Origin of the sequence: Streptosporangium sp. NPDC000509, assembly GCF_042898365.1 — a bacterium.
GTDB lineage: Bacteria > Actinomycetota > Actinomycetes > Streptosporangiales > Streptosporangiaceae > Streptosporangium.
Window position 1 is genome coordinate 200,501 of record NZ_JBIAYX010000011.1, and the last position, 23,337, is coordinate 223,837.

The 23,337-nt window shown below is 69.6% G+C and carries 18 protein-coding genes; 8 read left to right on the plus strand and 10 right to left on the minus strand.

All coding sequences use genetic code 11. The annotated features are described in order from the left end of the window. Window positions 1-65 precede the first annotated feature (65 nt). Window positions 66-2,126: a prolyl oligopeptidase family serine peptidase gene (locus tag ACFY3D_RS21610; RefSeq protein WP_389981692.1), complete on the minus strand. Its 2,061-nt coding sequence runs from the start codon at window positions 2,124-2,126 to the stop codon at window positions 66-68. Between the two features lie 106 nt (window positions 2,127-2,232). Between ACFY3D_RS21610 and mshB the strand changes: the two genes are divergently transcribed. The 4 genes from mshB (at window position 2,233) to ACFY3D_RS21630 (ending at window position 5,852) form a co-directional block, all read left to right on the plus strand. Further along, on the plus strand, window positions 2,233-3,270 hold the full coding sequence (mshB, locus tag ACFY3D_RS21615; RefSeq protein WP_389981694.1) for an N-acetyl-1-D-myo-inositol-2-amino-2-deoxy-alpha-D-glucopyranoside deacetylase: 1,038 nt from the start codon (window positions 2,233-2,235) through the stop codon (window positions 3,268-3,270). A gap of 5 nt (window positions 3,271-3,275) precedes the next feature. Next, entirely contained in the window at window positions 3,276-3,986 is a 711-nt protein-coding gene (locus ACFY3D_RS21620) for a DUF6113 family protein (RefSeq protein WP_389981695.1), read from the plus strand. 65 nt (window positions 3,987-4,051) lie between these two features. Next, the gene (locus ACFY3D_RS21625) at window positions 4,052-4,486 is read left to right on the plus strand and encodes a hypothetical protein (RefSeq protein WP_389981697.1); all 435 of its coding nucleotides are present in this window, start codon (window positions 4,052-4,054) and stop codon (window positions 4,484-4,486) included. Window positions 4,487-4,544: 58 nt separating this feature from the next. Further along, window positions 4,545-5,852 carry an MBL fold metallo-hydrolase gene (locus ACFY3D_RS21630; RefSeq protein WP_389981699.1) on the plus strand — a complete coding sequence of 436 codons (1,308 nt, stop codon included), beginning with the start codon at window positions 4,545-4,547 and terminating at the stop codon, window positions 5,850-5,852. Between the two features lie 163 nt (window positions 5,853-6,015). On the opposite strand, the gene ACFY3D_RS21635 is transcribed toward ACFY3D_RS21630, so the two are convergent. Further along, entirely contained in the window at window positions 6,016-8,556 is a 2,541-nt protein-coding gene (locus tag ACFY3D_RS21635) for a penicillin acylase family protein (RefSeq protein WP_389981884.1), read from the minus strand. Between the two features lie 219 nt (window positions 8,557-8,775). Continuing rightward, a complete protein-coding gene (locus ACFY3D_RS21640; protein ID WP_389981701.1) occupies window positions 8,776-9,693 on the minus strand; it encodes an aldose 1-epimerase family protein in 918 nt (305 codons plus the stop codon). A 160-nt stretch (window positions 9,694-9,853) separates the two neighbouring features. On the opposite strand from ACFY3D_RS21640, the gene ACFY3D_RS21645 reads away from it, so the two are divergent. The 3 genes from ACFY3D_RS21645 (at window position 9,854) to ACFY3D_RS21655 (ending at window position 11,491) form a co-directional block, all read left to right on the plus strand. Beyond that, complete coding sequence (locus tag ACFY3D_RS21645) at window positions 9,854-10,177, plus strand: VOC family protein (protein ID WP_389981703.1); 324 nt, start codon at window positions 9,854-9,856, stop codon at window positions 10,175-10,177. Window positions 10,178-10,367: 190 nt separating this feature from the next. After that, on the plus strand, window positions 10,368-10,814 hold the full coding sequence (locus tag ACFY3D_RS21650) for a hypothetical protein (RefSeq protein ID WP_389981705.1): 447 nt from the start codon (window positions 10,368-10,370) through the stop codon (window positions 10,812-10,814). Window positions 10,815-11,119: 305 nt separating this feature from the next. Further along, complete coding sequence (locus ACFY3D_RS21655; RefSeq protein ID WP_389981706.1) at window positions 11,120-11,491, plus strand: DUF4288 domain-containing protein; 372 nt, start codon at window positions 11,120-11,122, stop codon at window positions 11,489-11,491. 440 nt (window positions 11,492-11,931) lie between these two features. On the opposite strand, the gene cysS is transcribed toward ACFY3D_RS21655, so the two are convergent. The 7 genes from cysS to ACFY3D_RS21690 form a co-directional block, all read right to left on the minus strand. Next, window positions 11,932-13,320 (minus strand): cysteine--tRNA ligase, encoded by a 1,389-nt coding sequence (gene cysS, locus ACFY3D_RS21660; RefSeq protein WP_389981708.1) that lies wholly within the window; start codon window positions 13,318-13,320, stop codon window positions 11,932-11,934. Between the two features lie 262 nt (window positions 13,321-13,582). Beyond that, a complete protein-coding gene (locus ACFY3D_RS21665) occupies window positions 13,583-15,418 on the minus strand; it encodes a sigma factor-like helix-turn-helix DNA-binding protein (protein WP_389981710.1) in 1,836 nt (611 codons plus the stop codon). A gap of 61 nt (window positions 15,419-15,479) precedes the next feature. Further along, window positions 15,480-17,537 (minus strand): UvrD-helicase domain-containing protein, encoded by a 2,058-nt coding sequence (locus tag ACFY3D_RS21670; protein ID WP_389776492.1) that lies wholly within the window; start codon window positions 17,535-17,537, stop codon window positions 15,480-15,482. A gap of 3 nt (window positions 17,538-17,540) precedes the next feature. Beyond that, window positions 17,541-20,105 (minus strand): hypothetical protein, encoded by a 2,565-nt coding sequence (locus ACFY3D_RS21675; RefSeq protein WP_389981712.1) that lies wholly within the window; start codon window positions 20,103-20,105, stop codon window positions 17,541-17,543. 111 nt (window positions 20,106-20,216) lie between these two features. After that, the gene (locus tag ACFY3D_RS21680) at window positions 20,217-20,969 is read right to left on the minus strand and encodes a class I SAM-dependent methyltransferase (RefSeq protein WP_389981714.1); all 753 of its coding nucleotides are present in this window, start codon (window positions 20,967-20,969) and stop codon (window positions 20,217-20,219) included. A 137-nt stretch (window positions 20,970-21,106) separates the two neighbouring features. Beyond that, complete coding sequence (locus ACFY3D_RS21685; RefSeq protein ID WP_389981716.1) at window positions 21,107-22,168, minus strand: ABC transporter substrate-binding protein; 1,062 nt, start codon at window positions 22,166-22,168, stop codon at window positions 21,107-21,109. A gap of 279 nt (window positions 22,169-22,447) precedes the next feature. After that, window positions 22,448-22,648 carry a hypothetical protein gene (locus ACFY3D_RS21690; protein ID WP_389981718.1) on the minus strand — a complete coding sequence of 67 codons (201 nt, stop codon included), beginning with the start codon at window positions 22,646-22,648 and terminating at the stop codon, window positions 22,448-22,450. Window positions 22,649-22,808: 160 nt separating this feature from the next. Between ACFY3D_RS21690 and fdxA the strand changes: the two genes are divergently transcribed. Then, window positions 22,809-23,135, plus strand: a complete 327-nt coding sequence (fdxA, locus tag ACFY3D_RS21695; protein WP_344902423.1) for a ferredoxin — start codon at window positions 22,809-22,811, stop codon at window positions 23,133-23,135. Window positions 23,136-23,337: the final 202 nt, after the last annotated feature.

Here is a 23,337-nt window from a genome sequence, read left to right on the forward strand (position 1 = left end):
AGAACCGGCCGGGTGGACGTCCCCGGCCGGGAGAGGGCTTCGAGGGTCGGCTATTCGTAAATGGTTTAGGACAGAGCTTTTTTCAGGAAGTCGACCTGGAGGAGCAGGAGGTTCTCCGCCACGGTCTCCTGCGGGGTCATGTGGGTCACCCCCGACAACGGCAGCACGTTGTGCGGGCGGCCCGCGGCCAGCAGGGCGGAGGACAGGCGCAGGGTGTGCGCGGCGACCACGTTGTCGTCGGCGAGGCCGTGGATCAGCAGCAGGGGGCGGTCCAGCTTCTCGGCGTCGGCGAACAGCGACGAGGAGTCGTAGTGGCCCTCGTCGGGGTGGCCGAGGTAGCGCTCGGTGTAGCAGGTGTCGTACAGGCGCCAGTCGGTCACCGGGGCCCCGGCGACGGCCGCGTGGAACACGTCGGGGCGGCGGAGCACGGCGAGGGCGGCCAGATAACCGCCGAACGACCACCCCCTGATGCCGACCCGCGACAGGTCCAGGTCGTCGGGGAACCGCGCGGCGGCGCCGTGCAGGGCGTCGATCTGGTCCTCCAGGATCGGGGTGGCCAGATCGTGCAGGACGGCCCGCTCGAACTCCGGGCCGCGCCCCGGGGTGCCACGGCCGTCGGCGACGACCACCGCGAAGCCCTGGTCGGCGAACCACTGGCTGGTCAGGTGCGCTCCGCTCGCGGCCAGCACGCGCTGGGCGTGCGGTCCGCCGTACGGGTCCATGAGGACCGGCAGCCTCGCCGAGCCCGGTACGTGCCCGGCGGGCAGGAGCACGGCGGTGGCGAGGTCGCGCTCGCCCGCCTTGATCAGGGAGACCCGCAGGTCCAGGGTGGGACGTTCGGCGTGGGAGGTGATGTGGCCGCGGGGCGTGCCGTTGTGCAGGACGCGGGTGACCGAACCCTCACTGCCGAGGGTCTGGCCGGTGATCACCAGGGTGCCGCCCGCGGTGTGGCCGCTGTAGACGCCGCCCTCGGTCGGGCTGACCAGGGTGATCTGGCCCCGCCGGTAGGCCCAGACGGCGATCTCGGTGGGCTCACCGCTCGCGCGGAAGAGCACGGTCTCGCCGTCGATGTCGAGGATCTGGCGGACCTGGAGGGTGGGCGGCGTGACGGGGGAGTCGCCGACGATCAGGCGGTGGCCGCCCTCGGCGGTGGCGGCCCAGACGAGGCTGCCGTCGGACAGGTGGCCCGGAACGCCGGTGACGACGTCGACCCAGGCGGGGTCGGTGTCCTCGCGGACGAGCGTGGAGGTGCCGGTGGCGGGGTCGACGTCGAACAGCCGCATGGTCCGCTGGTCGCGCGTCATGGTGACGATCGAGAGGCCGTGGGCGTCCCAGCCGGCGTTGACGAGGTATTCGTCGTCGAAGGGCACCGGGACGCGGGCCCCGTCGAGGGTGAGGACGAAGAGCTCGACCCCGGCGTTGGGCGTCCCCGCGGCGGGGTAGCGCTGCTCGGTGGCGGGGCGGGCCGGGTTGGCGGGGTCGGCGATGTGCCAGTGCTGCACCGGCGACTCGTCGGCCCGCTCGACCAGGATCGCCTCACCCGACGGCGACCACCAGTAACCCCGCATGCGGTCCATCTCCTCGGCGGCGATGAACTCGGCGAGGCCGTACGTCACCTCGGGAGACTCGGGACGGGCCAGCGCGTGGTCGACCTCGTCCTCCAGGTCCTGGATGTGGAACGCGCCGCCGGTCACATAGCCGACGTGGACGCCGGTGGGGGACATCCGGGGGTCGATCACCGGCCCGGAGGTCGTCAGCCGCCGTACGTGCCTGGTCTTCAGATCGACGACGTAGAGGCCGCCGGAGAGAGCGAACGCGGCGACGGTCACCGCCGAGTCGGTGCTGTATCCGACGATGCCCCCGGCCTGCTCCCTGCTCCGCTCGCGGCGCGCCCGCTCCTCGGGCGGCAGGTCCTCCTCGTCGGCCGCCAGCGCGCGAGGGTCGGCGATGAGCCGTTCCGTGCCGCTGAGGACGTCGTACTCCCACAGGCAGGTCACCGGGTCGAAGCCGCTCCTGGTCCGGAGGAAGACGACGCGGTCACCGCCCGGGGCGATCGTGAAGCCGCGCGGCACCCCGAGGGTGAATCGACGGGTTCTGGCGTGCAGGCGAGGGAAGCTCTCACTCATATGAGCCATCTTGCCAGTTCCGCATCGAGTGTCTTGTTTTCCAGGGGCCGCCGGGAAGGGAATTAGGAGGTTCTGGGCGATGCCCGGCATCGATACCCTCGGACGCATGACTGATCGGCGCCTCATGCTCGTACACGCCCACCCGGACGACGAGACGATCGGCAGCGGAGCCACCATGGCCAGGTACGCCGCCGAAGGCGCGCACGTCACGCTGGTGACCTGCACGCTGGGGGAGGAGGGCGAGGTCATCCCCCCGGAGCTGGCCCACCTGACCGCCGACCGCGACGACACCCTGGGCGAGCATCGTGTCGGGGAGCTCGCCGCGGCCTGCGCGGCGCTCGGCGTCACCGACCACCGCTTCCTGGGCGGCCCCGGCCGCTGGAGGGACTCGGGCATGATGGGCGCCGCCTCCAACCACAGGGAGAACGCCTTCTGGGGAGCCGACCTGGACGAGGCGGCGGGCGAGCTCGCGAGGATCATCCGCGAGGTGCGGCCCCAGGTGCTCGTCACCTACGACGAGAACGGCTTCTACGGCCACCCCGACCACATCCAGGCCCACCGCGTCGCCTGGCGGGCCGTCGAGCTGGCCGCCGACCCGGGTTTCACGCCGGTGCCGGGGGTGCTCTCGGGTTCCGTGACCCGCTCGGGAGTCGCTTCCGCATCCGGAGAAGCGCCCGGTGGAGGGGGCGGCGAGGTGCCTGGCGAGGGAGCCGGTGGGACGTCCGGAGAGGTACCCGGCGGGGACGGGCCGTGGCGGGTCGCGAAGTTCTACCACACCGCCGTCCCCAGATCCGTGCTGTACAGGAGCGAGGAGGCGATGCGCGAGAGCGGCACCCCCTTTCTCGTCGAGCCGGTCGACGACCTGCCGTTCGGCTGCGCGGACGGGGACGTCACCACCGAGATCGACGCCCGCGCCCACATCGGCAGGAAGACCGAGGCGTTGCGGGCGCACGCCACCCAGATCAGCGTGAGCCCGCCCTGGTTCGCCCTGTCCAACGACGTCGGCCAGGAACTCCTCGGGGTCGAGCACTTCATCCTCCGCGCCGGTGTACGGGGTCCCGCGGGCCCGGGAGCGCCGATCGAAATGGGCGGGCTCGGCGAGCCGTACGACCGTGAGGACGATCTCTTCGCCGGGATCCACTAGCCTCGATGCTTGTGATGGAGCAGGTCCCGGCTGTGCGCGCGCCCTCGGAGACGGTTGTCGCCGTGGCGACGAACGCCGTGCTCTTCGTGCTCGGGCTGCTGCTGGGCGTTCTGGGCGGGTTCCAGCACTCCTGGTACATCAGGCCCGTCCCGGTCTCCGCCGTCGTCTGCCTCGCCCTGCTGTTCGCGATCCCCTACGGGGCCGGCCGGATGACGCACGGCAAGTCCGCGGCCGTGGCGTTCGTGGCGGGCTGGGCGTTGATCACCATGATCTGGATCTCCGGACGGCCGGAGGGCGACCTGGTCATCGCCAACGACCTGTCCGGTTACCTTTACCTCTACGGAGGGCTCGCGGCGGTCACGGTGGGGATCATGCTCTCGCCGTCGGCCATCCTGGGCGGGACGTGGCCGCCCACCTCGGACGGCTACCGTTCGGGTCCCGAGTCCGCGCCGATACCGTCGGATTCCCCGCCTCCGTCCGGTTTCCCGCCCGGTTCTCCGCCCTCGCCCGCGACGTCCGACCCGGGGATTCCGCCGGGCTCGGCTCAGTCCGGCTCGGTCGCGTCCGGTTCGGCCCGGTCCGGTGCGGTGCCGCCCGACTCGGTCGTGCCCGGTTCCGTGCAGCCCGACCGGACCGGGCCGGATCGGACCCCGCCCGGTCAGGTCCCTCCCGGCTCCCAGACCCCACCCGCACCACCGGGCACGTCCGCTCCCTGACGCGGCCCCCGCTCGGCGTCCCGGGGCGTCTGTCGCTCGCCGCCCCGATGGCGGACAATCCGGGTATGCGGCGGTTACATCGAGTACGGCGAACCCTCAACTACATCAACCTGTCCACACCGCTGGGGCTGCTCCTGGCGCGCGTCGGCCGCGCCCGGGTGACGCCCGGGCCCGACGGGCTGCTCCTGGCGTACGGCTACCGCTTCGGGTTCCCGATCGCCTCGGCGTTCACCGTGGGGAACGTGGTGCTGACCAAGCACCCGGAGGGCTTCCTCACCGGTGCCCTGCTCAAGCATGAGGACCGGCACGCCTCCCAGTACATGTGCTGCGTGGGCCTGCCGATGCTCCCGCTCTACGTCGTCGCGGTGGTCGTCTCCATGATGATCTGCGGAAACCAGGCTTCGTGGAACCTTTTCGAGCGGCTGGCGAACCTGGAGGACGGCAACTACGTCCGAAGGTCGCCCTGGTGGCGTAACACCAGATCCCCACAAAAGGAATGAATCCCGCTGTGGGGGGATCTACAAGGGGTGAGCTGTCGATGACCGAAGGGGGCCGCCCATGTCACAGACGTCCCACCCAGCAACCGCCTCCCACCTGCCCGCGGAATTCGACGGCCTCGTCGCGGTGCCTCCATGGCGCCCTGGATGGTCGGCCCGCTTCACCGCGCGACCGGCGCGGGCCCTCAGGAAACTGGGCCGCACCGCCGGCCGGGCGGTGCGGGATCGCCCCTCAGGACCGCGTACGGCCATCGCCGAGGCGGCATCCCGTTCCTCCGTGCTCTCCGCTCCCTCGACGGCCCCCTCGTTGGCTCTCTCGCCGGCTTTCTCGACGGGAACCTCGACGAGGGCGGAGTTCCCCGTACGGTCCGGGACCTCCGTGCGGCCCGCGCCTCCCGTACCGCCCGCGCCGCCGAGGCGGCCGGAGCCCCTGCCGAGACGGTCGTGGCCGGATGGCTTCAGGGACCGGCTGACCTCACCGATCCCGACGTTCCAGGAGTTGCTGGCGGTCGCCTGGCACGGCACGCTCCGGCCCGATGTCGGGGACGCGGACCGCATCCCGGTCCACAGGAACGGGCTCCCACGGCCGACGGGGACCGAGGCGGTCGTCACCTGGGTGGGGCACGCGACGTACGTGGTGCAGATCGGCGGGCTCACCATCCTCACGGATCCGGTCTGGGCGAGGAAGATCGTCGGTGTCCACCGACCCCGCCTCACCCCGCCCGGCGTCGCGTGGGCGGACCTGCCCAGGATCGACGCCGTGGTGATCAGCCACAACCACTACGACCACCTGGACGCGTGGACGGTGCGGCGGTTGCCGCGCAGCACGCCCGTCCTCGTACCGGCCGGGCTCAGGTCCTGGTTCACCCGGCGCGGATTCCGTGACGTCACCGAGCTCGACTGGTGGGAGAGCACCCGGGTGGGTGACGTCCGCTTCGACTTCGTCCCCGCCCACCACTGGAGCCGCCGGTCGATCTGGGACACCTGCAAGACCCTCTGGGGCGGCTGGGTGATCGCCTCCGACGACCAGACGATCTACTTCGCCGGGGACAGCGCGTACGGTGAGCGCTTCGCGCAGATCGGCGCCCGCTACCCGGACGGTATCGACCTGGCCCTGATGCCGGTGGGGGCGTTCGAGCCCCGCTGGTTCATGCAGGCCGCGCACGTCGATCCCGAGCAGGCCGTGCGGGCGTGCCAGGACGTGGGGGCGCGCCGGATGGCGACCATGCACTGGGGCACGTTCGTCCTGTCGGGGGAGTCGCTTCTCGCGCCGGTGGAGGAGGCGAGGGTGGCCTGGGCACAGGCCGGACGGGACCGCGCCGACCTGTGGGACCTCGCCGTCGGTGAGTCCCGCGTCCTGACGCCCTGACAGCGCCTCGGGGAGGCGGGAGGAACGGGGATCCGGGCCGCGAGGGCTCGCCCCGCGCCCGGAAGCGGTCCGGAAGCGGTCCGGAAGCGGTCCGGAAGCGGCCGTCAGGGGTCCCGGAGGCGCAGCCCTCGCCTCTCGGGGGCCGCGCCTCGGGGACCGAGCGTCAGGGGATGAGCGTCAGGGTGTGGGTGGCCGCCTTCTTGACGGCCTCCTGGCCGGCGAGCATGGGGGTGGTCTCCCCGCGTGCCCACAGTGGCGCCTGGTCCCAGTAGTTGTCGTGGAACGCGTGGCCGGAGGCGCCGGTCAGGTTGATCCATCGGGACTTGTCCGGGTTCGCCAGGTCCACCACCATCCGCATGGACGGCAGCCAGTTCACCGCGTAACCGTCCCGTACGTCCCATCCTGCGGCGTTGACGGCGTCGTCGCTGCCCGCGACCGGGAACGGACCCCGGTTGAACAGCCACTCGATCGGGCCGATCCCCGAGGTGCCGAAGGTCTGGTGGACGAGCTCCAGGGAGTGCAGGTCGCCCCAGCGCCAGTCCTTGACGTCCGGGCCGAGCAGGCCGTTCAGCTCGTCGTAGGCCCTCGCCATCGCCCGTCGCAGCATGTCGTCGCGGGTCTCGGCGCGTGGGGTGGTCGTGTCGTCCCAGAACGCCTCGTCCGGCTTGTCGAGCATGACCCGTACGACCTCGAACCAGCGGTCGCCGCCCTGGGGCCACGCGCCCTCGGGGAGATCGTCGTTGAAGGTCTCGATGAGCAGGTGCCGCCAGACGGCGTTGAAGTACATCGCGGGAGCCGAGTCCGCGCCCTGCCCGTGGTCCCACTCGCGCAGCAGCTCGCGGGCGTCCTTGGCGGGCCCGGCCATCTCGACGTCGAGCAGCCTGGGCACCAGGGAGCGGGCGAAGCCGTTGTCGCTGTCCTGCTGCAGCGTGCTCATCGCCGCCACGTCCACCTTGCCGCCGTCCTTCAGCGCCTCGCGGAGGCGCTGAAGGATGCGCTGGGAGCGGTATCCGTACGCCCAGTCCTTGGTGAGGTTGTACGGGTAGCGGGCGGGGTCGATGACCGCGTTGTTGGCGGTCACGATGTAACCCTCCGGCGGGTTGTAGAGGCTGGGCAGCTCGTTGAAGGGGATCGTCGACTGCCAGGCGTACTCACCGGTCCAGCCGGGCACCGGCCAGGTGCCGTCGCCGCGGGTCCGCACCGGGATCCGTCCTGGGGCCTGGTAGCCGATGTTGCCCTCGGTGTCGGCGTAGATCAGGTTCTGCGCGGGCACCTCGAACCTGCTCGCCGCCGCCCTGAACTCCTGCCAGTCCTGCGCGACGTTCAGCGAGAAGATCGCGTCGGCGGTCCTGCCGGGCTCCAGGGCGGTCCACTTGAGCGCGACCGCGTCGCCTTTCTCCTCGAAGACCGCGTCCATGCCGGGCAGCGTGTTCTTCGCGCTCTCCAGGACGTCGGAGATGATCGGCCCGTGCATGGTGTCGCGCACCGTGAGCCGTACGTCGTCGCCCCCGGCCACCTTGATCGTCTCGGTCCTGGTGGTCATCGGCTTCCACTCGCCCATGAGCAGGTACGAATCGTCCTTGATCCGCTCCAGGTAGAGGTCGGCGACGTCGGGGCCGAGGTTGGTGAAGCCCCATGCGATCTTGTCGTTGCGGCCGATGACCACGCCGGGCACGCCGGAGAAGGTGAATCCGGTGACGTCGAACGGGCACTCGGGGCTCTTGACGCGGCAGTGCAGCCCGGCCTGGTACCAGACCGAGGGCATGCCCGGCCCCAGGTGGGGGTCGTTGGCGAGGATCGGTTTGCCCGACTCGGTGTGCTCGCCGCCGACCACCCAGGAGTTCGAGCCGATGCCCCTGCCGCCTGCCGGATCGCCCATCAGGCTCGGCACCGCGCGGATGGCCTCGGCGGCCCGGGTGAGCGCCCCGGTGGCGGGCGCCACCCCTGACGGCTCGGGCTCGGCCGTCTTCGGCTCCTCGTCCTGGCGGAACCCGCGCTCGCCGACCGAGCCCCGGGTGACGATCGGCTGGTTGGTCTCGTACGGGTAGTCGGGCCAGAGCTGCTCCACCCGGCCGCGCGGCAGCTTGCTCGCCGCGAGTGCCCGGCCGATCTCGTCGGTCATGTTGGAGCGCAGGTCCCAGGCCATCGCCTTGAGCCAGGCGAGCGAGTCGGCCGGGGTCCACGGCTCGGGCCGGTAGTCCGGGCTGGTCGCCCGCAACAGCACGTACTCCAGGCTCTTGTCGGCGAAGCCGTCGTTCCGCTTCATCCAGGCGTTCACCCCGCCCGCGTAGGCGTCCAGGTAGCGCCGGGTCCGCTCGTCGAGCAGGGGGAGTTCCTTCTCGGCCACCTTCCGCCAGCCCATGGTCCTGATGACCCTGTCCTCGGTGAGCGTCGCCGAGCCGAACATCTCCGAGAGCCGTCCCGCGGTGACGTGGCGGCGGAAGTCCATCTCGAAGAAGCGGTCCTGGGCGTGGACGTAGCCCTGGGAAAGAAAGAGATCTTCTGGGGAGTCTGCGTATATGTGCGGGATACCCGTCTTATCGCGATATACGGTGACTTTCCCCTTCAAGCCGTCCACCTTGAGCTCGCCTTCGAGCTGCGGGAAGGACGCTCGCACGCTCCATACGCCCGCTCCGGCGAGCAGCAGCCCGAGCACCAGAAGGACGGTGAGCACCCGCGCCAGCCACGTGAGTGGGCGGGGCATCCAGGCGTACGGGCGGAACCTCACAAAAACCTCCTAGGCGACATGCTTCCGCAAAGTGTGGCACCACCCCCATGGGGTCGGCACCGAGGTCAGGGCGAAGATGCGCGTATGAGACTTTTGCTACCGACCTGGTCAACGCCCACGGCACGGTGGCCGCGAGCCGTCTGACCCGGTTCCGCTCGTACGACCCGAGCCCTCAGAAGCGGGCCGGGACGCCGGTCAGATCGGGCCGATCCCCCAGTGGTGGACGGCGCGGTCGCCGGGGGCGAGCCTGATGACGTCCTCACCGCTGCGGAAGGCGTTCGGCGGGCAGGTCATCGGCTCCACCGCGAGCCCCAGACGGCGGTGACCCTCCGGCAGGGTGTCGCCGGTGTAGAGCTGGAGCCACTCGATCCCCTCGCCCGCCCACAGCTCGACCCCGGCCCCGTCGGGGGCCGCCAGCGTGACCCGCACCCGGCCGTCGGCGCCGCGCTCCAGACCGGTGAACGCGGTGTCGAGCTCCGTCCCGCCGATCGCGCGGGGGACCCTGAAGTCGTACTCGGTGCCCTCGACGTCGTGGCGGCCGGTGGGGATCTTCCGGTCGTTCACCGCGATCCATTGAGCCGCGGGAAGCTCCAGGAGGGCATCGTCAAGGGCGCAGAGGGTGCCGAGGGACAGGTAGGGATGGGCTCCGAAGCCGTACGGCGCGTCGGTGGCGCCGACGTTCTCCACGCTCACCTCGACCTCCAGGCCGGCCGAGCCCAGCGCGTACCGGACGGAGAAGTCAAGGACGTGCGGGTAGCCGAGCTGGGGGAACAGCCGCATCCCCAGTCGGATCGAGCTGTCGTCGTGGAAGAGGACCGTCCAGGGGAACGACCGGGAGAAGCCGTGGATCGCGTTGCCGGTCTTGGGCTCGCTCAGCGCGAGCTGCCGCTCCTCGCCGTCGAACGTGTAGCGGCCGTCCTCGACCCTGTTCGGCCAGGGAAGCAGCGGCAGCCCCGCCCCGCCGAGCGGAGGCTCGTCCTCGGGAAAATCGACGACGAGCGGGCGGTCGTCCAGGGTCAGACTCCGTAGTCCGGCTCCGAGTTCGGTGACGACGGCCCGGAAACCGCCGTCCGCGATGGTGTGTTGGGCCCCTGTGGGCGCGATGTTTTTCACCCGGTAATTCAACACCTCCTGCCCCCTACCCCCGCGCCACCTGAAGAAGGAGAACGACCAAAAACGGGGCCGGATCGGCACTCCACGATCGCTGCTCCATCCGCCTGCCGCGATAGCCCGCGCGCTCGGCTACGACCGGCCGCCACGACGAGAGGACAGCATGGGCATCCGTCTCAACGGGATCGTCATCGACGCTACAGATCTCGACCTACTCGCCCGGTTCTGGAGCGGGCTGCTCGAACTGGAGATCACCCGCCGCGAGAATGACTGGATCAGTCTTGGCCCCGATCTCGCTCTCCAACTGGTCCCAGAGCCCAAGACCGTGAAAAATCGGATTCACTTTGATTTGGTCGCCGACGACTTCGCCAAGGCCGTCGCTCGCGCCGCCGCACTCGGGGCCACTCCAATGAATGAGCTGCAGGAGAACCTCTGGCAGGTATGGCAGGACCCGGAAGGCAACGAGTTCTGCATCTGCGTGTCCTGACCACCGGCCAAACCTACACAGCAACAACACACCGACCGCTACCATCCTTTCTCCAACATGCTCTGAGGGCTACCCCTTCGTATCGTGGGGATCTAGCCTGAACAGGTATGTCGTGAGGAAGGTGGACGGATGAGTGTTACGCCATCGCCTTATGGTGCGCTCCATTCCTAGGTGCCAACCGGGGGCAGCGATGAAAGATGTGTTTGAGACGGCAATAATTCATGTCATCGGAGGCGTCAACCGGATCGTCTTCCGGCTTACCGGGGGGCGTGTTGTGCTGTACCGTTTCAGGGGAATTCCCGGCCTGTCTCTTATGGTGCCTGGACGTCAAACAGCGGATCCTTTCACCTCCCCAATTCCTTATCTGCTTGACGGTGAAGATCTGATAGTCCTTGCGGACAATGAGACTGAAAGTTATCCGGAACGGGCTGTCGATCCGTTCAATGCGGGGTTGACCGGAATTCTTACCGTTGAGGTTTGTGGTCAGCCTTTTGATGTTGCTGTGTCAAAGATCAGCGAGGAACATCGTGTTGAAACTCTCGGGCGGATTCTCGCGGAGGCTTCTCTTGCCCAGCGTCATGAGATGAGGCGTAGGCGTCGGTTTCCCGTGGCCCGTCTGGCGAAAATTCCCTCTTGAGGCAAATGGGGAATGATCGAAAACGGTGATCCCCGTACACGTATGTGGAATTAATGTCTGATCAAAGTGTATCGCGCCACTGTAGGGCGGACAGCCTGGAAGCTGCTGACGAACAGCGAGTACGCCAAGCCGTAGGAAGTGGACATGTAAGCGACTCGGGTAGTGCTGGTGTCGGATCTACGCGAGTAGGACATGAACGGTCCACTCTCGCCGGGGACACCGTCGCTGCTCTCGAGTCGGATAACACGTTATGCAAACGCAAGAATGTGGGATTTTCCTCCTCGTGTCGTGTAGAGTGCTTAATGATGGCAGAGGGGTGGAAAGAGATTATGGTCGAGCAGGCAAAGGCTCCATATATTGCCATCATGGTTTATGTGACTCGTGTCGAAGGAGGCTATGCACACCCTAGATATAGCGAAGATGTGGTTTTGATATACGGAAATTCCCTTGAGGAGGCTCGCGCCACAGCGGAGGCAAGGGGTCGCAATGATGAGATTACTTATCTTAATGAATACAATGAGTCGGTTAGTTGGTCATTTGTAGGTATAGCCGATGTTCGTAGTGCCCTGTATGATTCATTGAGTGAAGATATAACTCTGTACTCGCGAGGTATTCGTGATCTAGCTCAATACAAGGACGTCTTTTCGTTGCCTTCGCTTGAGGGTGGGCAGGGTTGATATCTCTGAGAATATTGGTGTTGATGAACTACTCGTAGACACGCTCAGGATTTTCTGTAATGCGCACGTGAACGCGGCGAACATCGGCGGTGGAGATGGGGTCGCAGTGCTACTGGCCGGTCTCGATGGCTCCTTTTTGTGCCTGGTCTACCGGGATGAAGGCTGGGCGTTATGGCAGGGCTCCGGGTTGATTCGCGTCGCAGAACCATACGAGGGTCACCATCGCCCTGCACGCCCGGACGGACCCGGAACAGGGCGCACAACAGGCATTGAGACTCGTGGAGGCGCTCCCGATCGCACGGCGGGACGCACGGGTCAAGGCGACGGCTCGCATCGTGCTGGCCGTTGCTCCTGAGAAGGCTCGTGAGCTGCCCGCAGCCCGGGAACTGCGTGTCCTGACGACGGGTGACCGGCCGGCCTGAGCCGGATTCACCTGATCGTCAGGACCAGGTCTGGCCCTCGGGGGTGTCGACGACCTTCACGCCGAGGGCGGCGAGCTCGTCGCGGAGGAGGTCGGAGGCGGCCCAGTCCTTGGCGTCGCGGGCTCGTGAGCGCCGATCGAGCAGTTCGGCGGCGCCTTCGGGCAGGGTCTTCGGCCTGATGGCTTTGCCGATGTCGAGGGAGAGGTCCAGGGCGAGGATCTGGTCGAGGTGCAGGAACGCCTCGAAGCGCGAACCGGGGGCGATCGAGTCGTCGCGCTCCAGTTCGCGCATGAGCCGCAGCGCGAGCGGGGTGTCGAGGTCGTCGTCGAAGGCGGCCTCGATCCGGGCGACCCGGTCGGCGGGCATCGGGCCGCTCGGCGACTCCGACCACTCGGCCACCTGGCCGCGCCAGCGGCGCAGGGTCTTGTCTGCGGCCCGCAGGGTGTCCCAGGTGAGGTTCATCTGCTGGCGGTGGCGGTGCTCAAGCAGCGCGAGCCGTACGGCCAGCGGGTCGAGACCGGCGTCCGCCACGTCCTTGAGCAGGACGACGTTGCCGGTGGACTTCGACATCTTGCGCCCGTCGAAGAGCAGGTGCTCGCCGTGCACCCAGTGCCGTACCACCTCGTGCCCGGCGGTGGCGTCGGACTGGGCGCGCTCGTCGTCGTGGTGCGGGAAACGCAGGTCGATGCCGCCGGTGTGCAGGTCGATGTTCTCGCCGAGGAAGCGCAGTGACATGGCCGAGCACTCGATGTGCCAGCCGGGGAAGCCGCGGCCCCACGGGGTCTCCCAGGTCAGCCCCTGCTCGGAGGGCTTCCACAGCGCCCAGTCGGCGTGGAAGCGCTTGCGCGGGTCGACGGCCTCGATCCGGTGGCCCGGCCTCAGCTGGTCGAGCCGGTTGCCGGAGATCTCCCCGTACGTCGGGAAGGAGGCGGCGTCGAAGAAGACCGATCCGTCGGGGGTCGCGTACGCGTGTCCCTTCTCGATCAGCTTGGCGATCATCTCGATCATCAGGTCGATCGACTCGCTCGCCCGGGGCGAGTGCTCGGGCGGGCGGATGTTCAGCGCGGTCGTGTCCGCCACGAAGGCGTCCTCGTAGAAGCGCGCGACCTCGAGGATGCCCCGCCCTTCGGCCCTGGCCTGGGCGAGCACCTTGTCCTCGCCGGAGGGGTCGATCTCGGTGTCGTCCACCAGGTGCCCGACGTCGGTGATGTTGCGGCAGGCCACCACCCGGACCCTCTGCCGCTCGCTGACCCGCCTGATCAGGTCCGCGAGCAGGTACGAGCGGAGGTTGCCCACGTGGGCCGACCTGTAGACGGTCGGGCCGCAGGTGTACATCCGCAGGGAACGGCTCCCCTCGGGGACGATCCGCTCGACCCGGCGATTCCGTGTGTCATACAGGCGCAGCATGTGTCGAGCCTACGCAATCGACCGCACCCCCACACGGAACGGGCTTCACACGCATGCGACAGGGACCCGGCTCGGCCGCAGCCGTACCTGGACTACGGGCTTCACCCACATGCCATGGGGACACGGCTCGGTCGCGGCCGTACCTGGACTGAGGAGAGAGGGGTCGTGAGGAACGAGCGACCCCGAACGACGAGGGAAGGCACGGCCTGAAGGCGGCCGAGCCCGCGCGAGCGGAGCGAGCGCAATGAACACAGCGAGCGCATTAAACACTGCCTTCGAGGAAGGCGAGGATCTCGCGGTCGCCCCGGTCGCGCAGGCGGGTGATCACCTCTTCGCGGGTGCAGCCCTCCGACAGGCCGATGCGGGCGCCGATCAGGCGGATGCCCTCCGCCTCTGAGGCCACCGGCGCCGTGTAGCCGATCAGGTGCAGTGCCCGGTTCAGGGCGGGCAGGGTCGGCGAGGCGGCGGGCAGGTAGCGGGTGAGCAGCTCGCCGCCGTCGGAGACCGTGAGGAAGACGTGGTCGCCCTCGGAGGCGTTGGCGGCGATCAGGACGGGACGGATGGAGCCCATCGTCGGCTGGTTGTGCCAGCTGATCACCACGTCGCCCGAGGGGGTGGCGGCGGTGAGCTGGCCGCCGGGGGCCATGCCCAGGTGCGCGGCGAAACCGGTCGGCAGCGGCGAGCCCGAGCCGCGCAGGTGCTCGGCGTTCACGTCCACCCGGTGCCACCAGCGCCCGTCGCGGCTGCGGAAGCAGCGCCGGGTCTCGGAGACGTCTCTGCGCGGCTGGTAGTCGGCCTGCTCGGCTCCGGCGACCCTGATCCACCCGCGCTGCGTACGCTCGAAGCCGGGCCCGCCCGCGTACGCGCGGACCGAGCTCTCGCTCACGTCGTAGCGTTCGGTGAGGTTGGTGACGATCGTGTTGACCGACGCCTCGCCGTTGGCCCGCTCGATCTCCCGGACGATCATCTCCCGGATGCCCAGATACTGCTCGCCGCCCCAGCGCGCGAGCCCGTACTTGTTCCGGTCGACCCGCAGGAAACGGTCGTCGGCGGTGAGCTGGTTGCGGATGCCGACGAGGCTGTAGTCCTCGCCGATGCGTTCCTGGATCTCCTCGGGGGTGAGCGGGCCGCCCGCCACCGCGAGCACGGCCTCGGCCTTGTCGTTGACGCTGCGCGGCCAGGGCACCACGTGGTTCTCCAGCACGCGCAGCTGGGGCACCGCGATGAGCCAGCGCTCCGCGACGTCCTCGCGGATGCCGAGCTGGCTGGCGAGCGTCACGGCCTCGTCCATCGGGCGGGGCCCGTCGGTGAACAGCTGCCGGGTCTTCTCCCTGAGCTCGTCGGCGCCTCCGGCGACCAGCCAGCCGTCCACCTGCTCGTAGCCGGTGAGCAGGGTCCGTACGAACCGCCAGGAGGGGATGCCCAGTGTGGCGAGTTCGGTGCGGTGCCAGGGGACGGCGGCGGCGAGGTCGTCGGCGGGTACGGCGGAGCCCAGTCGGCCCCGCAGCCACGACACGTGGGCGATGAGCGGCGCCGCGTCCTCCTTGGCGAGCCAGGCCTCGACGTGGTCGCGCAGGTCGCGTTCGATCTGCCGGATGCGCTCCCTGGTGACCGAGAACCGCTGGGCCAGGTCGTCGAGGGTGGCCCGCTGGGAGGCGTACAGCCGGTCCCTCGCGATGGCCCGCTGCCGCTCGTCCAGAGTGGCGAAGACCTCGTCGATCAGCTCGGGCAGCGGCCGGTCGGGCCGGGAGGGGCGCATCCTGGTGACGCTCTCCTCGGTGACCGGTTCGAGGAGCCGCTCCAGCACCCCGGTGAACAGCTTGTGCACCACCTCGCGGCCGAGTCCTTCCGGCGTGCGGGCGCTCGCGGCGGGGTCGGCGAACCTGAGCAGGGGGAGGACGTCACCGAGCATCAGGTGGCCCCAGCACGCCAGGGCGAGGTCGGCCAGGCGGCCGGCCACCTCGGACGTCCCGATGGTCGAGCAGGCGGTGTCGAGCGGGAGCGCCTGCCACCACGCCTCGGGGAGGCGGGGGTCGGTCGCGATCGGCGCCACCTGGCCGGGAGAGGTCCAGCGCAGAGGTGGCGCGATGTCGCTCAAACTGAGGTTCATTGAGGTCCAACCGGCAAAGGGGAATATATCCGCAGTTCAGACTATGTGGTCAGGTAGGAAGGAATGGACTTGCCCGTCCGTAATGAGAAACGTAAAGAAGTTCCCTGGCCCGGGTGCAGGCCACATACAGCAGGCCACGTTCCCGCTGGAGGTCGTGTGCCCTTGCGGCGGGGTCCTCGCCGATCGGGGTGAGGGAGTCGAGGTCGGGGACGATCCCCTCGGTCACGCCGATCACCGCGACCCGGCGGAACTCCAGTCCCTTCATGCCGTGCAGCGTCGTCACCCGTACCCCCAGATCACGCAGAGCGGCCCGCGCGTCACGCACGAGGCCGGCGGTCCTGGCGGCCACCGCTATCTCCTCGGGCGTCACACCCTCATTCACCCACTGTCCCACCTGTGCCACCAGACCCGTCAGTTCGTCCTGCGGTGAATCGTAGGCGCGGACCATCGGCCGGAGCCCGTGCCGGGTGCCCCTGAAGCCGTAAAGCTCCTGCACACCCTTGACGAGCCCGTCGGCGGGACCACCCCCGCGTAATCGGACTCCCCAGGACAGGATCTCCCGTGGGAGCCGGTACGACACCCGCAGCCGCTGCTGGATCGCGTCGATTCCCACGGCGCCGAGCGTCACCCGCGTGTCGAAGATGCGCTGGTGCGGGTCGCCCACGATGAACAGGTCGTCGCGGGCGTGCGGCACCGCCGCCCGCAGCAGCCGCCACTGCGCCGGGTGAAGATCCTGCGCCTCGTCCACGATGATGTGCCGGTACGGCTCCCGCGCGGGCTCCGCCTCCTCCAGCAGGTCCCCCGTCGTCTGGCCGAGCAGCACCGACGCCTCGGAGGCGAGCTGCAGCAGGGTCCGCTTGCCGCGTACCCGCAACTGCTCGGTGACGTGCTCGACGGCCCTCCACACGGAGGCGCGCTCCTCACCGGACAGCTCGACGCTGCGGCCGGGGCGGGGGGCCGCCAGATACTCGTCCAGAGTCCGCAGGTTCTGCGCCAGGACCACCTGCTCCCACTCGCGCAGCAGGAACGCCGGGCTGTGACCGGTCTCGGTCTCCTCCCAGAGCGCGGTCAGCTCGGCGGCGCCGATCAGCGAGGGCGGGCGCCCCTCGGCCTCGGCGACGACGCGGTGGGCGAGCCGGTCCACGTTGCCGACCTCGATCCGCTTGCGGACCACCTCGTCCTCGATCAGCAGGTCGAGCCTGGTCGCGAGCTCGGCGCTCAACCCCTGGGAGAAGGTGACGAGCAGGATCTGCCCGCTCGCGCGCCTGGCCAGGTAGGCGGCCCTGTGCAGGGCGACGAGCGTCTTGCCGGTGCCCGCGCCTCCGGTGACCAGCGTCGGCTGCTGGTAGGACTCCCAGTACGCGAGCCGGTGCTGCGGCGGGTGCAGGAACACGCACCAGCCGGGCGCGTCGAGCACGCGGTTCAGCTCGCGCGGATCTTCGACGAAGACGGCGCGGTCGGGGCTGCGCACGAGCGCGGCGCCGAAGTCCTCGGGATTGATCGGCTCGGGGCCCGCGGCGACGGCGCGGCAGTTCTCCAGCTCCCGCCACGCCCCGGCCATCGACTCGCCCCTGGCGAGCGCCGCCAGCGGCTCGTACTGCGTCGGGGGCAGCAGCGGCTCCAGCGCCTCCAGGGTGAGCTGGTCGGTGATCTGCCTGACCAGCGGCAGGAAACGGCCGTCGACTCCCAGTTCGGCCAGGTCGCTGTCGCAGATGTCGACGAACAGCCGCGTCGCGGACGCCTCGGCCGCCCGGCGCACCGCGGGCCGCACCCGGTCCAGGGCCTCGGCGTCCCACATCTCGACCACGCCCAGCGCCGTGTTCACGCCGAACCGGTAGCGCTGCGCGTACGCCCACGCCTCCGCGTCCGGCAGCACGGTGAGCAGCCAGTACACGTCCCGCTGCTTGACCACGACGCCCCGGTACCGCTCGGCCAGCCACAGGGTGGCCACCCGGGGGTCCCTCGCCCCCCTGACCCGCTCGGGGTGCGGGGCGCCCGCCACGTTCTGAAGGAACCTGCGCGTCGAGACCACGACGTCCCTGCGCACCGGCTGGGCCAGGGCGCCGAGTTCGACGGGGAAGTCGGGGGAGATGGCGAGGCGGGGCATGGGTCAGGCCAACAGGGACAGGAGATCGCGGTCCCCGCGTTCTCGAAGCCTGGTGAGGAGTTCCGGGAAGCCCACGGGGCCCGTCATGCCGACCCGGGTGGCGATGACCCGCCTCGCCTGCTCGGGAGTGCCGCCGGCCGCGGTGTAGCCGACCAGCCGCAGCGCCCGCGCCGTCGTCTCCACCTCCTCGCCCGCGAGCGGCAGGTGCCTGGCCCGCAGGACCCCCTCGTCGGACAGGGTGAGAAACAGGTGACTGCCCTCCTTGGCGCCCACGTCCTCCAGGAGCGTCCTGAGCGACTCCAGCACGGGCCTGTCGTGCCAGCTGAGTACCAGTTCGCCGACCGCGCTGCTGACCGTGCGGCCCTCGCCCGGCGACATCCCGAGGTAGGCGGCGAACCCGCTGGGCAGCGGGCACTCGGCGCCCCCGAGGTGTTCTTCGGTGACGTCGATCCTGAGCCACCAGCGGCCGTCCGGCTGCCGGAAACAGCGCCTGGTGAGCGAGACGTCCTTCAGCGGGCGGAACGGGGCCTTCCTCGGCTCCCCGCCGCCCGGCGGCTCGCCGGTCCCGTCACCGGGCTTCTCCACGGTGAGGGCCGGGGCGCCGCCGGAACGCTGGGGAGGCCGCTCGCCCGCGCCGAGGATGCGGAGCTGCGGGACGTTCTCCAGCCACTCCTTGGACACCTCGGGGTGGATGCCCAGCGAGGAGACCATGTCGAGGGCCTTGTTGATCGTGAGCGGCGGCTTGGCGCCGCTGATCATGTCGCGGGTACGGTGGCGCAGCTCGGTGATGTCGCCCTCCACCAGCCACTCGTCGACCAGGTGGTAGCCGGGGAGGGTGGCCAGCACGAACTGCCAGGCCGGTACGTCCAGGGAGTGCAGTTCCCCGGTGTGCCACTCGGCCGCGTTGATCAGACGCTCCCTCGGCGCGGCCTTGCCGAGGATCCTCTTCAGCCCCTCCAGGTGCTCCCGGTACGGGGCGGCCTCGTCGGAGGCGACCCACTCGGCGAGTTCCCGGCGCAGATCGGCCTCGATCTCGCTGATGACTTCGGGAGACACCGCGAAGAGCTTGGCCAGCGCCTCCACGGTCGCCGGGGCGTCGCTGAACAACCTGTTCTGCGCCACCGCCCAGCGCTTGTCCTCCACGTTGGCGAAGACGCCGTCCAGCAGCGCGTGCAGGTTCTTCCGCACCGGCCGGGCCTCGTCGCCGTCGCCGCGGCCCTCGTCGCCACCCTCGTCACGCCTGTCGGCCTCGTCGCTCTCCGCGACCGGCTCGGGGACGTCGGGGAGTGCGCGGGCGTCCTCGGAGTCGTCCTCGTGGGCGTCTTCCGCGCCGGTCTCAGCTGTCTCGGCGGCGGGCTCCACGTCCGGCTCGGAGGTTTCCGCAGCTCCGGCTTCCGTAGATCCGGCTTCTGCGGCTCCGGCTTCCACGGCCTCGACTTCCGAGGGTTCGGCCTCGGTTTCCACGGCTCCGACTCCGGTTTCCGCAGGTCCGTCCCCGGTTTCCGCGGCCTCGACTTCCGAGGGTTCAGCCTCCGTTTCCGCAGGTCTGTCCCCGGTCTCCACGGCTTCGACGTCCGCGGGTTCGGCCCCGGTTTCCACTGGACCGGCCCCCGCGGGTTCGGCCCCGGTTTCCAGGAACCCGGCTCCGGTTTTCGCAGGTCCGGCTCCGGAGGCGGGCTCCGCCTCCCCGGGAGCGGGCGCGAACCGGTCCTCCGGTACGAACGCGCTCGCCCCCTCCCACGGGAAGGCGTCCTCCCGCTGGAAGGTGCTCGCCGACGGGCTCTTCCTCGTCGAGGCGGGCTGGAAAAGCGATCCTGGGGCCTCGTCGGGGCGGCGGACGTCGGTTATCGGTGGCTCCCGGCGGGCCTTGCGCTTCGGCAACGCCATCGGCTGCACGGGGGCCTCGGGCTCCTGAGCGGGAACGTTCTCGGCGTCTTCCGGCACGGTCTGCGCGCGGAGGTCCGCCACGACGGGCGGGCCGTCCGGCGCCCGGAGCCCTCCGGCGACGGATCCACTCGCGACGGACCCGCTCTCGGCTCCCTCGCCCGCGAGGGCTCCACGCGTGGCGCCACCGTCCGCGACGGGCCCGTGAGCGGCCCCGGCCGCCCTGGAGGACGCGGCCCCGGAGGACGCGGCCGCGTGCGCCGGCGGGATCGCGTGGGCGGGGACCGCCAGGCGCGTGAAGACCGCCGTGAACAGGACGTGCAGCAGGGGGACCGGCTGGATGAACGGCTGGTCGCGCAGGTCGTGGCCGGTCAGCGCGAGAAGGCCTGACCAGGACCCGGCGCGGTCGAGGGCGATGGCCGTGGAGGGCTCGTCGGCCTCGTCCGGGTCCAGGACGTGCAGGGCGGGGAGCACGTCACCCAGGGCGGCGGCGGGCCAGTGGTTCAGGACGATCGAGGCGAGGATGTCGGCGAGCCTCTCCGGGCCCAGCACGGCGAGCACGCGGGCCATCGGCAGGCTCCGCCACCAAGCGTCCGGTAGGTCGGGCTGTTCGCGCAGAAGTGGGATCGTGGCCGCGTCGCTCCAGCGCAGCGGCGGCACGAGGTCACTCAGACAGAAGTTCATCCGTTCCCTTCACCAGCCCCTCAAGCCGCCCGAGTCACCCCATGTGGCCGGGGAACGAGACTCATGGAACAGACCATAGTCTGGCAAATTACCTCGGCGCATTGGGTGGGTTCAGCGGCGTACGGCCGCGAACCGCAGTCTCACGTAGTCGGCCATCCAGCCGCTCTCCCGCCGCAGGGCGGGGGCGGCCAGCTCGTTCACCCGCCGGAGCAGCGGGTCGACCATCTCCGCGGGCACCTCCTTGAGCAGCGAGCCGGCGAACATCCGCACCCAGTCGGCCGCCCCGCCGGGGCACTCGTCGAGCGGGGTCGGCCGGTCGAAGTATTCCAGCAGGCGGACGGTGAAGCCGCCCTTCTCCAGCCGCGTGGCGTATTCGGCGGGGGTGGGGAAGTACCAGGGCAGGCCGGGCTCGGGCAGCCCGTACTCCCGCCAGGCGGTGGACAGTGCCGCCGTCAGCGCGGCGCAGTTGCCCGCGCCGCCCATCTCGGCCACGAACCGCCCGCCGGGCGTGAGGGCCTCGCGGACCCTGCTGATCACCGCGTCCGGTTCCCGGCCCATCCAGTGCAGGGCGGCGTTGGAGAAGATCGCGTCGTAGGGCTTGGCCACCGTGAAGCTTCGGCCGTCGCCGACGACGAAGTCCAGCCCGGGATGCTGCGCCTGGGCCTTCTCGATCATCGCCTGCGATCCGTCGATCCCCAGGACGTAGGCGCCCCGGGAGGTGATCTCGGCCGCGAGCATTCCCGTGCCGCAGCCGAGATCCACGATGCGCTCCCCGGGCTGCGGGTCGAGGAGGTCGACCAGGGGGGCGCCGTGCGCCGAGACGTACCCGAAGCTGTTGTCGTAGGCGCGAGCGTTCCACCTCATCAAGCTCGGGGTGTCGTATCGCAAGACGATCAGCTCACATTCTGAGACGCGAAGCCTCTTATCGGTACTCTCCAGACACTTTAGAGCCTCTGGGAAGTCACGACATATCAGTCTCGCCAGCCTCAGCAGCCTCAGGGCTATCTCACCTTGTCGGCCCACTCGCGCTGGAGATAGGCCCTCGCCGTGTCGATCTCCGGGATGGTGAGGATCACCGGCCTCGCGTGGGTGGCGGGGAGTTTCGCGGCCAACTCCTGGTCGAGGGTGCCTCGCATCTGGAGGGCCTCCATCCTCGCGGGCCTGGCGTAACCCTTCAGGAACAGGTTCTGCCCCTTGTCGGAGAACAGGAACTCTTGCCAGAGCCTGGCCGCGGCCGGGTGCGGGGCCCGCTTGTTGATGGCCTGCACGTAGTACGCGCCGAGCACGGCGTCGCCGGGAATCATCACCTTCCACGTCTTGTCGGCGGCGGCCCGCTCGGTGTTGTTGTAGTCCCAGTCGACGAGGACCGAGGCCGCCTTGGGTGTGGCCGCGAGGTTGCCCGCCTTCTTGAGGCGGTGGAAGAACTCCACGCCCCGCTCCGCCCGCGCCTCGCCGCCCCGCAGGGAGGTCGCCATCACCCCGTTGAAGGCCGCGGAGACCTCTCGGGGGTCGCCGGGCAGCGCGACGCTGTGGCGCGGCTTGAGCAGGTCGGAGAAGGACGCGGGGGCCGTGACCCTGGTCGGGTCGTAGCCGATGGACATGTAGCCGCCGTACCCGGCGTACCAGAAGCCCCTGTGGTCCTTCAGGCGGTCGGGGATGTCCTGCCAGCCCTGGACCCGGTACGGGGCGAAACGGGCGGCGTTGGCCGCGGCGACGTCCATGCTCAGGTCGAACACGTCCGGTTTGAGGTCGTCCGCGGCCGCGATCTCCCGTGCGCTTCCGGCGTCGGGCTCCAACTGGTGCACCTTGATCCCGTACTCCTCGGAGAAGGTGTCGATGATCTCGCCGTAGTTCACCCAGTCGCGCGGCAGCGCGATCACCGTGAGCGCCCCCTCCTGCCTGGCGGCCTCCACGAGGCGCTCCATCGTCGAGAAGCCCTCCTTGAGGGAGGCGGCCTGCACGTTGAGAGGCGGGAATTGGACGTTCTGAGGAGCCGGGGCGCCACATCCGGCGATCGTGGCCGTGAGGATCACGGCGGCTGCGGCGCTGGTACGTACGGTCACGAGCGGAATGCTCTCCGCTGTCATTCCCCTGGTCGAGCAGGCGCGACGCTTCTTAGCGAACGGCTTACACGTGTCTTGGCGAGCGGCTTACCCACCGGGCGCCCATCCTGACCGGTCAAGGGTTCCGAGAGTCCCGGCGAGACTCCGGCGAGGTCTGTGGCTTACCCACGGGGCCCGTCCTGACGGTCAGAGGCTCCGAGCGTCCCGGCGAGGCTCCGATGGAATCCCCTGAGGTCCCCGGAAGTCCCCTGGAGTCCTTCGGAGTCTCTGTGCCGCCGTTCACGCGCCGGTGCGAGGCCCCCGGGGCCGTGGAGACTCGGGAACGACCTTCGCCGCGGCGAGCGTCTCCTCGGCGATCTCCACCAGGACGCCGTTCCGCCTGCGCACACCGAGCACGCCGTCCCGCCAGAACTCCAACTCGCCGACCGCGTCGCGAAATCCCTCGGCGACCCGTCTCCGAGTGGTGACTCTTTTGCCCACGTCGGAAGGGGTTATGGTGATGCTCAGGCGAGCGCTGCCATGAAAGGCCACCGGCTTTTGCCCCCTCCCGTTTCAGAGACGCGGCGGGCACGGCAATACTAGGGCTTAGCAACTCGCGGTCGAAGTCGTGCCTAGGTGCGTAAAGAAGAAGGAGCCCGAGGTGACCTACGTCATCGCGCAGCCTTGCGTGGACGTCCTGGACAAGGCGTGCATCGAGGAGTGCCCTGTCGATTGCATCTACGAGGGTGAGCGGATGCTCTACATCCACCCCGACGAATGCGTCGACTGCGGCGCGTGCGAACCGGTGTGTCCGGTGGAGGCCATCTTCTACGAGGACGACCTTCCCGAGCAGTGGAAGGACTTCTACAAGGCGAACGTGGACTTCTTCGAGGACCTGGGGTCGCCCGGCGGCGCCTCCAAGGTCGGCAAGATCGAGAAGGACCACCCGGTCGTCGCGGCCCTGCCCCCGCAGGCCGAGAGCCACTAGGGGCCGGTGTCCGAGGGGGCGGCCGCGACGGCCGTCCCCTCGCACCGCCGTTCCCGGACCCCGTTCCGGCGGATCACACCGCCATCGCCGGACGCCGTTCCGGCGAAATCCCTCGCCACGTCATCGGCAGGCCCAGTTCCAGTGAAAGACGACGGCTGATCACCATGAACGCCACTCCCGACCGGTCAGCGGCTTCGAGCGT

Excerpts from the sequence above, each read along its gene's own strand:
- ACFY3D_RS21610 (WP_389981692.1), bottom strand. The coding sequence starts at position 2,126 with ATGAGTGAGAGCTTCCCTCGCCTGCACGCCAGAACCCGTCGATTCACC.
- mshB (WP_389981694.1), top strand. The coding sequence starts at position 2,233 with ATGACTGATCGGCGCCTCATGCTCGTACACGCCCACCCGGACGACGAG.
- ACFY3D_RS21620 (WP_389981695.1), top strand. The coding sequence starts at position 3,276 with ATGCTTGTGATGGAGCAGGTCCCGGCTGTGCGCGCGCCCTCGGAGACG.
- ACFY3D_RS21625 (WP_389981697.1), top strand. The coding sequence starts at position 4,052 with ATGCGGCGGTTACATCGAGTACGGCGAACCCTCAACTACATCAACCTG.
- ACFY3D_RS21630 (WP_389981699.1), top strand. The coding sequence starts at position 4,545 with ATGTCACAGACGTCCCACCCAGCAACCGCCTCCCACCTGCCCGCGGAA.
- ACFY3D_RS21635 (WP_389981884.1), bottom strand. The coding sequence starts at position 8,556 with ATGCCCCGCCCACTCACGTGGCTGGCGCGGGTGCTCACCGTCCTTCTG.
- ACFY3D_RS21645 (WP_389981703.1), top strand. The coding sequence starts at position 9,854 with ATGGGCATCCGTCTCAACGGGATCGTCATCGACGCTACAGATCTCGAC.
- ACFY3D_RS21650 (WP_389981705.1), top strand. The coding sequence starts at position 10,368 with ATGAAAGATGTGTTTGAGACGGCAATAATTCATGTCATCGGAGGCGTC.
- ACFY3D_RS21655 (WP_389981706.1), top strand. The coding sequence starts at position 11,120 with ATGGCAGAGGGGTGGAAAGAGATTATGGTCGAGCAGGCAAAGGCTCCA.
- cysS (WP_389981708.1), bottom strand. The coding sequence starts at position 13,320 with ATGCTGCGCCTGTATGACACACGGAATCGCCGGGTCGAGCGGATCGTC.
- ACFY3D_RS21670 (WP_389776492.1), bottom strand. The coding sequence starts at position 17,537 with ATGCCCCGCCTCGCCATCTCCCCCGACTTCCCCGTCGAACTCGGCGCC.
- ACFY3D_RS21675 (WP_389981712.1), bottom strand. The coding sequence starts at position 20,105 with ATGAACTTCTGTCTGAGTGACCTCGTGCCGCCGCTGCGCTGGAGCGAC.
- ACFY3D_RS21680 (WP_389981714.1), bottom strand. The coding sequence starts at position 20,969 with ATGAGGTGGAACGCTCGCGCCTACGACAACAGCTTCGGGTACGTCTCG.